14 protein-coding genes are annotated in these 13,471 nt (G+C 60.0%); 4 read left to right on the plus strand and 10 right to left on the minus strand.

Features of this window, described 5'->3' with window-relative positions:
* Positions 1 to 72: 72 nt before the first annotated feature.
* From yjiA to AC1Q6I_RS17795, 3 genes are all read right to left on the minus strand, one after another.
* On the minus strand, positions 73 to 1,032 hold the full coding sequence (yjiA, locus tag AC1Q6I_RS17785; RefSeq protein WP_024077498.1) for a GTPase: 960 nt from the start codon (positions 1,030 to 1,032) through the stop codon (positions 73 to 75).
* Positions 1,033 to 1,167: 135 nt separating this feature from the next.
* Complete coding sequence (locus AC1Q6I_RS17790; RefSeq protein ID WP_003176208.1) at positions 1,168 to 1,365, minus strand: YbdD/YjiX family protein; 198 nt, start codon at positions 1,363 to 1,365, stop codon at positions 1,168 to 1,170.
* A gap of 15 nt (positions 1,366 to 1,380) precedes the next feature.
* Positions 1,381 to 3,447 (minus strand): carbon starvation CstA family protein, encoded by a 2,067-nt coding sequence (locus AC1Q6I_RS17795; protein WP_102624487.1) that lies wholly within the window; start codon positions 3,445 to 3,447, stop codon positions 1,381 to 1,383.
* Positions 3,448 to 3,620: 173 nt separating this feature from the next.
* On the opposite strand from AC1Q6I_RS17795, the gene AC1Q6I_RS17800 reads away from it, so the two are divergent.
* Entirely contained in the window at positions 3,621 to 3,989 is a 369-nt protein-coding gene (locus AC1Q6I_RS17800; protein WP_102624486.1) for a PilZ domain-containing protein, read from the plus strand.
* 4 nt (positions 3,990 to 3,993) lie between these two features.
* Here AC1Q6I_RS17800 and AC1Q6I_RS17805 read toward each other — a convergent pair whose 3' ends face one another.
* The 4 genes from AC1Q6I_RS17805 to katB are packed head-to-tail and all read right to left on the minus strand — an operon-like array spanning position 3,994 to position 8,274.
* On the minus strand, positions 3,994 to 4,719 hold the full coding sequence (locus AC1Q6I_RS17805) for a hypothetical protein (RefSeq protein WP_102624488.1): 726 nt from the start codon (positions 4,717 to 4,719) through the stop codon (positions 3,994 to 3,996).
* A gap of 16 nt (positions 4,720 to 4,735) precedes the next feature.
* Entirely contained in the window at positions 4,736 to 6,103 is a 1,368-nt protein-coding gene (gene radA, locus AC1Q6I_RS17810) for a DNA repair protein RadA (RefSeq protein WP_069077072.1), read from the minus strand.
* Positions 6,104 to 6,138: 35 nt separating this feature from the next.
* Complete coding sequence (locus AC1Q6I_RS17815) at positions 6,139 to 6,678, minus strand: ankyrin repeat domain-containing protein (protein WP_024077503.1); 540 nt, start codon at positions 6,676 to 6,678, stop codon at positions 6,139 to 6,141.
* A gap of 54 nt (positions 6,679 to 6,732) precedes the next feature.
* Positions 6,733 to 8,274 carry a catalase KatB gene (gene katB / locus AC1Q6I_RS17820; RefSeq protein WP_024077504.1) on the minus strand — a complete coding sequence of 514 codons (1,542 nt, stop codon included), beginning with the start codon at positions 8,272 to 8,274 and terminating at the stop codon, positions 6,733 to 6,735.
* A gap of 287 nt (positions 8,275 to 8,561) precedes the next feature.
* Between katB and mscL the strand changes: the two genes are divergently transcribed.
* Positions 8,562 to 8,978 carry a large-conductance mechanosensitive channel protein MscL gene (gene mscL / locus AC1Q6I_RS17825; protein WP_017737414.1) on the plus strand — a complete coding sequence of 139 codons (417 nt, stop codon included), beginning with the start codon at positions 8,562 to 8,564 and terminating at the stop codon, positions 8,976 to 8,978.
* A 44-nt stretch (positions 8,979 to 9,022) separates the two neighbouring features.
* Here mscL and AC1Q6I_RS17830 read toward each other — a convergent pair whose 3' ends face one another.
* A complete protein-coding gene (locus AC1Q6I_RS17830) occupies positions 9,023 to 9,799 on the minus strand; it encodes a ferredoxin--NADP reductase (protein WP_024077505.1) in 777 nt (258 codons plus the stop codon).
* A gap of 405 nt (positions 9,800 to 10,204) precedes the next feature.
* Between AC1Q6I_RS17830 and AC1Q6I_RS17835 the strand changes: the two genes are divergently transcribed.
* Both AC1Q6I_RS17835 and AC1Q6I_RS17840 read left to right on the plus strand, forming a co-directional pair.
* Positions 10,205 to 10,915, plus strand: a complete 711-nt coding sequence (locus AC1Q6I_RS17835) for a helix-turn-helix transcriptional regulator (protein WP_024077506.1) — start codon at positions 10,205 to 10,207, stop codon at positions 10,913 to 10,915.
* Positions 10,916 to 11,088: 173 nt separating this feature from the next.
* Complete coding sequence (locus tag AC1Q6I_RS17840; protein ID WP_102624485.1) at positions 11,089 to 12,213, plus strand: methyltransferase; 1,125 nt, start codon at positions 11,089 to 11,091, stop codon at positions 12,211 to 12,213.
* Between the two features lie 70 nt (positions 12,214 to 12,283).
* Here AC1Q6I_RS17840 and AC1Q6I_RS17845 read toward each other — a convergent pair whose 3' ends face one another.
* Together AC1Q6I_RS17845 and cydB are read right to left on the minus strand one after the other, a co-directional pair.
* The gene (locus AC1Q6I_RS17845; protein ID WP_069077069.1) at positions 12,284 to 12,451 is read right to left on the minus strand and encodes a DUF2474 domain-containing protein; all 168 of its coding nucleotides are present in this window, start codon (positions 12,449 to 12,451) and stop codon (positions 12,284 to 12,286) included.
* A 12-nt stretch (positions 12,452 to 12,463) separates the two neighbouring features.
* Positions 12,464 to 13,471, minus strand: coding sequence for a cytochrome d ubiquinol oxidase subunit II (gene cydB / locus AC1Q6I_RS17850; protein WP_024077509.1), 1,008 nt, complete (start codon positions 13,469 to 13,471; stop codon positions 12,464 to 12,466).

Consider the following 13,471-nt stretch of genomic DNA (forward strand, 5'->3'; position numbering starts at 1 on the left):
GGATAGATTTAAGCAAGCCAACCACATCGCCCGTTAATCAGTATTGCAAAAATGGGGGGGACCATAGATTTTTTACGCCTGGTAAACCCGCTTAAAGCCTTCGCGGATTTTGTCTTCCGGCAACTCATCGGCAATAAACACAATCACACTCTCCCGCGCCTCACCCTCGGCCCATTCGGTGTCCCAATCGAACCCGTAGAGCTTGAGCACACCCTGGAACACCATGCGCCGGTCCTCCCCGGCGATGTTGAGCACGCCCTTGTAGCGCAGCAGTTGCTTGCCATGGTCTTCCAGCAGTTCGTTCATGAACTCACTGAGGCGGTCGATATCCAGCGGCTGGTCAGTACGCAGTACCAGGCTGGAAATACGGTCGCTGGACGGCGCCTTGCTCACCGGGCGCAAGCTCATGCCGGCGTTAAGGTTGAAGCCGCGCACATCGAGCAGTTCGGCTAACTCAATCTTGCCGTGCTCGACCACACGGATCGGCGCGCGGCGGTTGATGCGTGTGAGGCGTTCACTGAGAGCCTCGAAGGTGGCGTCGTCCACCAGGTCACGCTTGCTCACCAGCAGGCGGTCAGCGAAACCGATCTGCGCCTGGGCGATGGTCTGGGTCAGGTGGTGCTCGGCGTGGGCCGCGTCCACGAGGGTGATGATGCCGTCAAGGATGTAGCGCTCGCGCAGTTCCTCATCGATGAAAAAGGTTTGGGCCACCGGCGCAGGGTCGGCGAGGCCGGTGCACTCGATCACCAGGCGGTCGAAGGCGATCTCGCCGCTGTCCAGGCGTTCGAGCAGCAGGTAGAGGGCCTTGGTCAGGTCGGTGTGGATAGTGCAGCACACGCAGCCGTTGGACAGGGTCATGACTTGCACCGGTTCTTCGCCCAACAGCTGGGTGTCGATACCGGCATCGCTGAATTCATTTTCGATCACGGCGATTTTCAAGCCGTGCTCGGCCTTGAGCAGGTGGCGCAGCAAGGTGGTCTTGCCGGCGCCGAGGAAGCCGCTGAGGACGGTCACTGGAATGGGAGAGGACAAAAAATTCTCCTTGAAGGAACACTGAAACAAATGTGGGAGGGGGCTCGCCCCCGATAGCAGTGTGTCAGGCACTTATCTGTCACTGACGCACCACTATCGGGGGCAAGCCCCCTCCCACAGGAGAGTTACGTTAAATCAACAGCACTTGGGCCCACCCTTGCCACCGTAACGGGCTTCCTGGCGCTCTCGGAAGAACGCCTTGTAGTCCATCATCGGTTTGTCCGGGTGTTTGGTTTGCATATGCTCGACGTAGGTGTCGTAGTCGGGCATGCCGACCATCAGGCGCGCGGCCTGACCGAGGTATTTACCGAGGCGACTGATGTCATTGAACATGGCTGCAATCCTCGATCAAGCGTCCGGTACAGCCTGGAACGGGGCTTCTTTATCCGTACGTTCTTTGTTGCCCCAAGCGACGACACCGACCTTGAGCGCATAGAACAGGATGCTGAACACCACGAACAGGAACAGCGCCGTCAGCGTTGCGTTGGTGTAGGCGTTCCAGATCACGTGTTGCATCTGGTCGATGCTCTTGGCCGGGGCCAGGATCTGGCCGTTGGCCAGGGCATCGCTGTATTTCTTCGCCAGCGACAGGAAGCCGATCGCCGGGTTGGCGTCGAACAGCTTGATGAAGCCTGCGGTGGTGGTGCAGATCAGCAGCCAGACAGCCGGCAGCATGGTCACCCAGATGTAGCGTTGGCGTTTCATTTTGATCAGCACAACGGTCGCCAGCATCAGCGCGATACCCGCCAGCATCTGGTTGGAGATACCAAACAGCGGCCACAAGGTGTTGATCCCGCCCAGTGGGTCGATCACGCCTTGGTACAGCAGGTAGCCCCACATGGCCACGCAACCGGCAGTCGCGATCAGGTTGGCGGTCCACGATTCGGTGCGTTTGAGCGCCGGTACGAAGGAGCCCAGCAAGTCTTGCAGCATGAAGCGCCCGGCACGGGTGCCGGCGTCGACAGCAGTCAGGATGAACAGCGCTTCGAACAGGATCGCAAAGTGGTACCAGAACGCCATGGTGTTTTCACCTGGCAGCACACTGTGCAGGATCTGTGCGATCCCCACCGCGAGAGTCGGCGCACCACCGGCACGGGCCAGGATGGTGGTTTCACCGATGTCATGGGCGACGGCCGACAACGCCTCGGGGGTAATTGCAAAGCCCCAGCTGCTGACGGTTTGCGCCACGGTGACCACGTCGGTGCCGACAATCGCCGCCGGGCTGTTCATGGCGAAATACACGCCAGGCTCGATCACCGAAGCGGCAACCATCGCCATGATGGCCACGAACGACTCCATCAACATGCCGCCATAACCGATGTAGCGGGCGTGGCTTTCACTGGCAAGCAGCTTGGGCGTAGTGCCCGAGGAGATCAGCGCGTGGAAGCCGGAAACCGCACCGCAGGCAATGGTGATGAACAGGAACGGGAACAGGCCGCCCTTCCATACCGGGCCGGTGCCATCGATGAACTGGGTCAGCGCGGGCATTTTCAGGTCGGGCATGGTCACCAGAATGCCGATCGCCAGGGCGATAATGGTGCCGATTTTCAGGAAGGTGGAGAGGTAGTCACGTGGCGCCAGGATCAGCCACACCGGCAGTACCGCGGCGACGAAACCGTAGCCGATCAGCATCCAGGTGATCTGGATCCCGGTGAAGGTGAAGGCCTTGGCCCAGACCGGGTCAGCGGCAATCTGCCCGCCCAGCCAGATCGAACCCAGCAGCAGCAACACGCCAAGGATCGAAATTTCACCGATGCGGCCCGGGCGGATGTAGCGCATGTAGATGCCCATGAACATCGCGATCGGGATGGTCGCCATCACCGTGAAGATACCCCACGGGCTCTCGGCCAGGGCCTTGACCACGATCAGCGCCAGCACCGCGAGGATGATGATCATGATCAGGAAGCAGCCGAACAGCGCGATGGTCCCGGGAATGCGGCCCATCTCTTCGCGAACCATATCTCCCAGGGAACGGCCGTTGCGACGGGTGGACAGGAACAGGACCATGAAGTCCTGCACCGCACCGGCCAGCACCACACCGGCAATCAGCCACAAGGTGCCAGGCAGGTAGCCCATTTGCGCCGCCAATACCGGACCGACCAACGGGCCTGCACCGGCAATCGCCGCAAAGTGGTGACCGAAAAGGATGTGTTTGTTGGTCGGCACATAGTCCAGACCGTCGTTGTTGACCACTGCGGGGGTGGCCCGCCGAGGATCGAGCTGCATCACATTGTTAGCGATGAACAGACTGTAGTAACGGTAAGCAACCAGATAAATGGCCACAGCGGCGACCACGATCCACAAGGCGTTTATCGCCTCGCCGCGGCGCAAGGCCACTACGCCCAGGGCGCACGCTCCTACGATTGCCAGCACCAGCCAGGGTAAGTGGCGTAGCAGGCTATTATTATTTTTCATTTTTATATTCCAGCCAGGGTGGACAGAAAGGACAGCCACCCGGAGTTTAGCGCTACTGGCCTTAAAGGCCACCCCCCTACGTTGGTCTAGAGCCTTCCCAAGGCAAAAAAGCAGAAAAAACAGCCCAGTGATGGCGTACGGCTACAATCCTTCTATCCACAGAGGGTTTCACCATGACCGAGCAAGCGTCTGATCGCCGCCGTTTTCGCCGGATCGCCTTTGATGCCAAGACCAAACTTCAGCAAAACGGCCATGAATGGCCGGTGCAATTGGTGGATCTGTCGCTAAAGGGCCTGTTGGCGCAACGGCCTGAAGATTGGAAGGGAAATATAAAGCTGCCGTTCACCGTCGACATACGCCTGGATCCCGAGGCTCATATAAAGATGCAAGTACAGCTGACCCACGAAGCAAATGGCCAACTGGGATTTGTGTGCACAAACATCGACCTGGACTCGATCAAACACTTGCGGCGGCTGATCGAGCTGAACCTGGGCGACCAGGAAGAACTTGAGCGGGAGCTGGGCGCGTTGCTGGAAGTGTGATGGCTCAGGGAAACGCTGTACGTGCGGGAAATGCGCTTTCCATGTCCCAGTAGCCCTTTTTCTGACTTGAGGCGCCGTGCCACTGTCCGTCAACAAACCGATAAGTCTGATAACGCGTGGCAAAGTCATCCTCACCGTCGCCATCCATGAAGGACGACACCTGCAGCAGTTCATCCGCGCCGCCACTGGCTGGCGTCGCTATCATCCACGCAGCCTTGCCCGTCTGTGCCAGGGTCAACGCCTGGGCTTTGCCGTCGGTGCCCTGGTAACTCAGCGGTTTGAGTTGCTGTTTGTCAGGCAGCAACAGTTGCGTGGAAGGCCCGCTGTAACTGCCCATGGGGGCGGTCTGATCGATGGTCAAAAAATACACAGGTCCGGGCAGCCCTTTGAGCGGGGCTTTCTCGACCTGGGCCAACGGGTAGCCGAGGTCTTCGTGAGCTATCACCTCGCCAGAGGCTGATACCAACCGCACCTGGGCTTCGCGCAGCGGGCTGTCGACCAAATCGCCAGGCTCGTCGAACGAGTCTTCATCCAACCCATTGCCCCAACTGTCGCTGTGCAGTTGGGCGCTGATGCGCTGGTCTTCCAGCACCTGCAGCACACTGCCGTCGGGTGTCACCAGCTTCTGCGCCAGCCGATAACCGGTTGGCAGCTCAGCCCACGCCATGGCGGACGAGCCGGCCAGGGCGATAAACAGGGCGACCGCGCCCCAGCGATTCGATCGTTGCATGGCGTCCATCCCTGAGTTATTCGAAAAGTGCATCCAATGCCTGTTCCAGGCGCGTTACCCCGATCACCTGCAACCCTGGCGGCGCTTCCTTTGGCGCATTGCCCTTCGGCACAATCGCGCGTTTGAAGCCGTGCTTGGCGGCTTCCTTGAGGCGCTCCTGGCCACTGGGCACCGGGCGCACTTCGCCCGACAGGCCGACTTCGCCAAACACCAGCAAGTCATGGGGCAGCGGCCGGTTGCGCAGGCTGGACATCACCGCCGCCATCAACGCCAGGTCGGATGCGGTTTCCAGCACCTTGACCCCGCCCACCACGTTGAGGAACACGTCCTGGTCATGGGTCGGAATGCCACCATGGCGGTGCAATACCGCCAGCAACATCGCCAGGCGGTTCTGATCCAGGCCCAGGGTGACTCGACGGGGGTTGGCCAAATGGCTGTCATCCACCAGCGCCTGGACTTCCACCAGCATCGGCCGAGTGCCTTCCCACGTCGCCATCACCACACTGCCGGGGACTTCTTCCTGGGCACGGGTGAGAAAAATCGCCGATGGATTGGAGACTTCTTTCAGCCCCCGGTCGGTCATGGCGAACACACCCAGCTCGTTCACCGCGCCAAAGCGGTTCTTCACCGCGCGCAGCAAACGCAGGCGGCCATCGGATTCGCCTTCGAAATACAGCACGGTGTCGACCATATGCTCCAGCACGCGTGGCCCGGCCAATGCACCTTCCTTGGTCACGTGGCCAACCAGGAAGATCGCCGTGCCACTCTGCTTGGCATAACGCACCAGCAGCGCCGCACTTTCGCGCACCTGGGACACGCCACCCGGCGCCGATTGCAGTTGTTCGGTGAAAATCGTCTGGATCGAGTCGATCACCATGACCTTGGGTTTTTCGATGCGGGCCGTGGCGATGATGCTTTCGATGCAGGTTTCCGTCATGACCCGCAGTTGATCCTGGGGCAGGCCCAAGCGACGGGCGCGCATGGCCACTTGCTGCTGGGATTCTTCACCCGTGACGTACAGCGCCGGCATGCGGCTGGCGATGCTGCACAGGGTTTGCAGCAGGATCGTCGACTTGCCGATGCCCGGGTCGCCGCCGATCAGCACCACCGAACCATCCACCAGGCCGCCGCCGAGCACACGGTCCAGCTCGCCGGACGCGGTGGAGAAGCGCGGAATCTCTTCGACACTGACTTCAGCCAGGGTCTTGATCTGCGCCTGTTGCCCGGTCCAGCCGGCGCGGCCGGTAGGGGCCGAGGCGCCGCCACTTTCGATCATGGTTTCCGTGAGGGTATTCCACGCACCGCACTCGGTGCATTGGCCGGCCCACTTGGGAAAGGTCGCGCCGCACTCCGTGCAGCCGTACATGCGCTTGGCCTTTGCCATTCGAGAACCTCCAACCGAAAAACCGCGATGATAGCTCAGCGCGACGCCGGGGTCCGGATTTCACCGCTGGCCAACCGTGAAGCACTGTTGCCGACCGGGTCTTCGGCGTTGAGATCGGCGCCCTTGGCTTTGAGTGCGTCGAGCAACTCGATCCGTTTGAACAGGCCGGCGTACATGGCTGCCGTCTGCCCGGCGCCGTTACGTTGGTCGGGGTTGCAGTCGGTGGCCAGCAGGCGCTGGGCGATTTTCAGTTCACCCTTGAAGATCGCCCCCATCAACGCGGTGTTGCCGCGCTTGTCCTGCACACAGGCGTCGGCGCCGGCGGCGAGCAAACGCTCCACGTAGGCGCTCTCGCCATGGTAGGCGGCGAGGATCAACGCGGTGTAGCCCTTGTCGTCCTGGGTGTTGAGGGGGAAACCGGCGTCGATAAAGGTGTTGAGCATGTCGAGGTCGCCACGGCGAGCGGCGTCGAAGTAGTAATCCTGAAGCTGTGCCTTGAGCGCGACCGGGTCGGGGGACTCGGCATGGGCGAAAAAGGCCAGCATGGCCATCAGTAAGCCGATAGAAACACGCATGGGTTCTCTCCTGCCAGAGGTCGACGCCCACAAGGACGTCGACCGAAACCAACGTCAGTCGGTGAGTTTTTCGGCCAGCGCCTTCACGCGAGCCAGGTCACCCTTGGCGACCTTGGCCACGCCGGTACCATATTCCGGGTCGGCTTTGTAGAGGAACGACAGGATGATGTGCTTGCTCTCGTCATCGGTAGTGGCCAGGGAGCCGCCGAAGTTGTCGATCAAGTCCTGACGCTCTTTCTTGCTGTAGGAGCGATACAGGTCACCCGCTTGTTTGAAGTTCTGCTCACGCTGGATCTTCGCCTGCTGGGTGCTGCCCGACAGTGCCGTCTGGCTGTAGCGCGCGGTTTGCGGCTCTTCACGGTTTTCCAGGCGGCTTGGCTGGTAGTTCACGCCGCTGGTGGTTTTGCCGAAGTTCAGCGCGCCGTCCTGGTTCCCGTTGTTGACGGTGACCCGTGGGGCGTTGATCGGCAATTGCAGCGCATTAGCGCCCAGGCGATACATTTGCGTGTCCGCATACGAGAACACCCGGCCTTGCAGCAGGCGGTCTTCCGACGGTTCGATACCCGGTACCAGGTTGGCCGGGGCCATGGCGACTTGCTCGGTTTCCTGGAAGACATTCGCCGGGTTGCGGTTCAGTACCATCTGCCCGACTTTACGCTCGGGCACATTCGGCCAGATCTTGGTGGCGTCCAGTGGGTCGAAATCAAACTTGGCCAACTCTTCCGGCTTGAGTACCTGCACATACAGGTCCCACTTGGGGAAATCGCCCTTATTGATGTGGGTAACCAAGTCATTGGTCATATGACTGTAGTCACGCCCCTGCACCTCGGTAACTTGCTTGGGATCGAGGTTCTTAATGCCCTGCAGGCTCTTCCAGTGGAACTTGACGTAGTGCACTTCGCCCTTGGCGTTAATCAACTTGTAGGCATGTACGCCATTGCCATCCATTTCCCGATAACTTGCCGGGGTACCGGAGTCGGAATACAACTCGGTGAGTGTACGAGTGGCCTCGGGAACATGGGAGAAGAAGTCGAAACGACGGGAGTCATCGTCCAGGTTAGTGCGTGGGTCCGGCTTGAAGGCGTGGACCATGTCGGGGAACTTGATGGCGTCGCGGATAAAGAACGTCGGGAAGTTGTTGCCCACCAGGTCCCAGTTGCCATCAGCGGTGTAGAACTTGGTGGCGAAACCGCGCGGGTCACGCAAGGTTTCCGGGGAGTGGTTGCCGTGCACCACGGCCGAGAAGCGCACGAACACCGGGGTGGCTTCGCCTGCCGCAAAGACCTTGGCCTTGGTCAGGTCGCTGAGGGTGTCGGTGACGGTAAACGTGCCGTGGGCACCAGTGCCACGGGCATGCACCACGCGCTCCGGGATGCGCTCTCGATCGAAACGCTGCAGCTTCTGGATCAATTGCACGTCTTGCAGCAGCACTGGGCCATTGGCACCCGCGGTTTGCGAGTTCTGGTTGTCGCCGACGGCAGCGCCGTTATCGCGGGTCAGGTTGGCGGCTTGCACAGAAAGGGAAAGCAGGCTGGCGGTCGCCAGTACCACTGCATGTCGCGCCAGGCCTGGGCCGCGCTTAATGGGGTTCTTCATCGAGGTTTCCTCTGGTTTTTTTAGCGCACATTCAGTTGTGCTTGCCAGAGGCTAGTGACCCGCGAGTCAGAAGATAAATAGAAAAACACCACTAGGGCGATTAAGAAATTAATGTGGTAAGCCACTGAAATGGCGCGTATTTCGCGCGCGACTGGTGGCACTTTGCAAACTATTTGCGTTTTAATGTGTCGATAAAAACCAAGAGTGTGAACAGTTGTGTCAGGCAATCCCTCCACGACTGACTTACACTGAGCAGCACCCTTCTAATCTGTAACAAGGAATAACCTATGGGCGTGATCAGTGAGTTCAAGGCCTTCGCGGTCAAAGGTAATGTGGTCGACATGGCCGTCGGTATCATCATCGGCGCCGCCTTCGGCAAAATTGTTTCCTCGTTCGTAGGCGACGTGGTGATGCCGCCCATTGGTCTGTTGATCGGTGGCGTAGACTTCGGCGACCTGGCGATAACGCTCAAAGCCGCGCAGGGTGACGTGCCCGCGGTTGTGCTGGCGTACGGCAAGTTCATCCAGAGCGTGATCGACTTTGTGATCGTCGCGTTTGCGATCTTCATGGGTGTGAAGGCCATCAACCGCCTCAAGCGCGAAGAAGCCGTGGCGCCGAGCCTGCCACCGACGCCAACCAAGGAAGAAGTGTTGCTGGGTGAGATCCGTGATCTGCTCAAGGCACAGAACGACAAGCCGCTGTAACCCCATCGACTTGCAGAAAGGCGCCTCGAGGGGCGCCTTTTTTGTTACCAGTAATTCTCCACGGCCACCTGGCCAGGGCGCCGGGACAGGCTCAATTGCATGTCGCGCTGTTTGAGCAATTGGCGGGTGTCGTCGATCATCTGGGGGTTGCCGCAAATCATCACGCGCGAATGCTCCGGGCTCAGCTCGACGCCGGCCGCGCGCTCCAACTCGCCATTCTCGATCAAGGTGGTGATACGCCCATTCAACGCGCCCGGATGCTGCTCACGCGTGACGAGCGGCAGGTAGGTCAGTTTGTGCGCATATTCAGCCAGGTACTCGCGCTCGCCCAAGCCCTGGATAAGCGACTGATAGGCCAGCTCCCTGGCTTCCCGCGCGCTGTACACCAGGATGATGCGCTCGAATTTTTCCCACACCTCGAAGTCCTGCAGGATCGACAGGAACGGCGCCACCCCGGTGCCAGTGCCCAGCAGCCAAAGGTCGCGGCCATCGACGAAACGGTTGAGGGTGAGGAACCCCGTAGCCTGGCGCTCGACCAACAGCGTGTCGCCCACACGCAGGCGACTCAGTTCGCTGGTGAACTCGCCGCCGGGCACAACAATCGAGAAAAAATCCAAGTGCTCATCGAACGGTGAAGACACCACAGAGTAAGCGCGCCATACGGTGCTGCCATCCGCCTTGGTGACCCCCAGGCGCACGAACTGGCCGGCGACAAACCGAAAGCCGGGGTCGCGGGTGGTCCGCAAGGTGAAGAGGCTGGGGGTCAGCGATTGCACGTCGAGCAAGGTCTGGCGGGTAAATTTCTCAGCACTGGCCGTCATGGGGAACTCCGTTCTACAGGTGCCCTAGTGTCCCTCAAAGTCACGCGCGGAAACACCTGCAGTCGGTAGTGACATCCTGAATGCCCCTTGGGGGACCAAAGCTAATGGCACTTTAATTGCTCGTCTAATTATTTCGCTATAACACAACACCGCGCCATTACATTGAAGCGCGGCCCATTTGTTAGTTGGGTGTTACAGGTAGTGCACTGCCCTCGTGAAATGGAAGGGGCAACCTCCATCGAACGCTTAATGGCAAATTAATATTACTGCTGAAACTATCTTTCCCCTCTCCCTACCAAGAAAGAAATTTCCGACATTGATGTAGATCATGTCCTACACTCATTTGCGTGCAGCACTGGGGCTCAGGATGTACCCATGCCGCCGACACGTTATGGAGAGTTACCAATGGTTAACTGGCGAAATACACGGATTCCCAAACTGGAAGGCGAGGACAAGATCACCAGCGTATTTGAAATGGTTATCAACAGAACCCTTGAACTCGGCTTCCAATTCTGTTCCTTCACCATGAGTTCTCAACTACCGACAAACTCAACCAAACCGATTCATCTCAACAACTATCCGAATGAATGGAACCTGCAGTATGACCAGGCCCACTACTTCGAAGTAGACCCGGTCGTCAACCATTGCAAACATTGCGTATTACCCATTGTCAGGGAGGAAAAACTCTTCACCGCCGTGCCAAGCCTGTGGGAACTGGCCCGGTCACAGGGTGTGCATCTGGGGTGGACCCAATCGGTCCACGACTTCCAGGGTGTGTTCAGCATGCTGTCCCTGGGACGCAGCGAGGGCGCAGTCAGCCCGGAAGAACTGTATGAAAAGGCCGGCCATGTCTTGTGGCTCTGCCATGCGATGCACGCGGTTGTCGCACAAAAATTTGCCGACAACCCAAGCATTACCCCGCCCTGCAAATTGACCGAGCGGGAAACGGAAGTCCTCAGATGGTCAGCCCTGGGCAAGACCGCCGCCGACATTGCCGGCATCCTCTGCCTGTCGGAGCGTACGGTGGGTTTTCATATCAGCCGTACGTTCAAGAAACTGGGGGTCAATAACAAGATTGCCGCTGTACTGAGGGCATCAAAAGCCGGGCTGTTTTAACCGCCCCGGAAACGCTGCATGTAATCCTTGCAAAAAATAAGTAACATTTACGACCAACTCTGAGTGTTGATGCCGCCGCCAAGGCGCCGCCTCGCAGTTCACTCAGACGGTTCGACCAGCGCGCCTCACGCCCCCTGCCGAACACCCATCGATTACCCAGAGCCTCCCCTGCCATGCCCCTGCTCGACAGTCCATTCGCCCAGCTCGATCTGATCCGCCAGCCAGAGCAACACAATGATCCGCTGCAGGCCTTCGACGCCGCCGACGAGTACCTGCTCAGTCACTTGGCTGAGCAACAGCCGGGCGCAACGACCCGCGTGCTGGTACTCAACGACAGTTTTGGCGCCCTGGCGGCCAGCCTCGAAGGCCGGGTGCAGGTGACGTCCAGTGGTGATTCGTTTCTTGCCGCCCAGGGCCTGGAGAAAAACCTGGTGCGCAACGGCAAGACGTTCGACGCAGTGAGTTTTGTACCGGCCAGCCAGGTGCCCATCGGGCCATTCGACCGGGTGCTGATACGCGTCCCGAAAACCCTGGCCTTGCTGGAAGAACAGCTGATTCGCCTGCAAGGCCAACTGGCCCCGGGCGCCGAAGTGGTCGCGGGGGCGATGATCAAGCATCTGCCACGGGCCGCCGGTGAGTTGCTGGAACGCTATATCGGACCGATGCACGCTTCATTGGCGGTAAAAAAGGCACGTTTGCTGATCGCAACATTGGCAGACCGCCCGGCAGCGGTGTCGCCCTACCCGACACGCTATACCCTGGAAACACCGCCCATCGAGCTGCTCAACCACGCCAACGTGTTCTGCCGCGAAGGACTGGACATCGGCACCCGTGCGTTCCTGCCCCACTTGCCCAAGGGCCTGGGCGCCGCGCGCGTCGCGGACCTTGGATGCGGCAACGGCGTATTGGCGATTGCCAGCGCCCTGCAAAACCCGCAGGCGCAGTACACCTTGGTGGACGAGTCCTACATGGCCGTGCAATCAGCCGCCGAGAATTGGCAAGCGGCCCTCGGCGCGCGCGCGGTGAGTGTCCATGCCGGCGACGGCCTGGCAGGCCAGGCGCCGGAGTCCCTCGACGTGGTGCTGTGCAACCCGCCGTTCCACCAGCAACAGGTGGTCGGCGACTTCCTCGCCTGGCGCATGTTCCAACAGGCGCGCGAGGCCTTGGTGGCAGGCGGCGCCCTCTATATCGTCGGCAACCGCCATCTGGGCTATCACAGCAAGTTGGCGCGGCTGTTCCGAGGCGTCGAGCAAGTCGCCGCCACACCGAAGTTCGTGATCCTCAAAGCGCGCAAATAAAAAAAGACCCCGCCCCTCCAAAGAGGGAACAGGGTCAAAAAACCGTGCCGCAAGGCAACGGGATGGGATGTCAGTGAGTGGTCAGGCCGGCCGCGCTCATGAACATGCGCATCAGGCTGGCCACGATGAACAGGGCCAGCACGCTGGCGCTCCAGATCATCGCCAACCACCCCAGGCGCCGCCACAACGGCTGCTTCTCGGCCTGTTCAATCTCGTGCAACGAAGGTTTGCCAGACATGGAACGACCCTCCTAGTGATAGCCGTCTTCGTGGGTGACCTTGCCGCGGAACACGTAGTAGCTCCAGAAGGTGTAGCCCAGGATGAACGGAATGATGAACAGCGTACCCACCAGCATGAAGCCCTGGCTTTGCGGCGGTGCAGCCGCATCCCAGATCGATACCGAGGGCGGGATGATATTGGGCCACAGGCTGATCCCCAGGCCGCTGTAGCCAAGGAAGATCAGCACCAGCGTCAGCAGGAACGGCGTGTAGTGCGCATTACGCGCCACGGCGCGGATCAACCCGTACATGGTCACCAGCACCAGGATCGGTACCGGCAGGAACCAGAACAGGTTCGGCAGGGTGAACCAGCGCGAGGCGATTTCCGGGTGCGCCAGCGGCGTCCACAGGCTGACGATCCCAATCACCGCCAGCACCACAAAGGCCAATGGCTGCGCCAGGTTGTGCATCTTCTCCTGCAACGGGCCTTCGGTTTTCATGATCAGCCAGGTGCAGCCGAGCAACGCATAGGCCACGATCAGCGCCACCCCGCAGAACATCGTGAACGGCGTGAGCCAATCCAGCGAGCCGCCGGCAAATTGGCGATTGACCACCGGGATGCCGTCGATAAACGCCCCCAGCGCCACGCCCTGGAAGAAGGTCGCCGCCAGTGAGCCGCCGATAAACGCCTTGTCCCACAGGTGACGCTTGTGGTCCTTGGCCTTGAAGCGAAACTCGAAGGCCACGCCGCGAAAGATCAGCCCGATCAGCATCAGCATCAACGGCAGGTACAGGGCCGACAACACCACCGAGTAGGCCAGCGGGAAGGCGCCGAACAACGCCGCGCCCCCCAGCACCAGCCAGGTTTCGTTACCGTCCCAGACCGGGGCGACGGTGTTCATCATCACGTCACGGTCGGTCTTGCCCGGAATAAACGGGAAGAGGATGCCGATGCCCAGGTCGAAGCCGTCCATGACCACGTACATCATGATGCCGAAGATGATGATCACGGCCCAGATCAGCGGAAGATCAATACCCAT

This window comes from Pseudomonas sp. MPR-R2A5 (assembly GCF_058793055.1).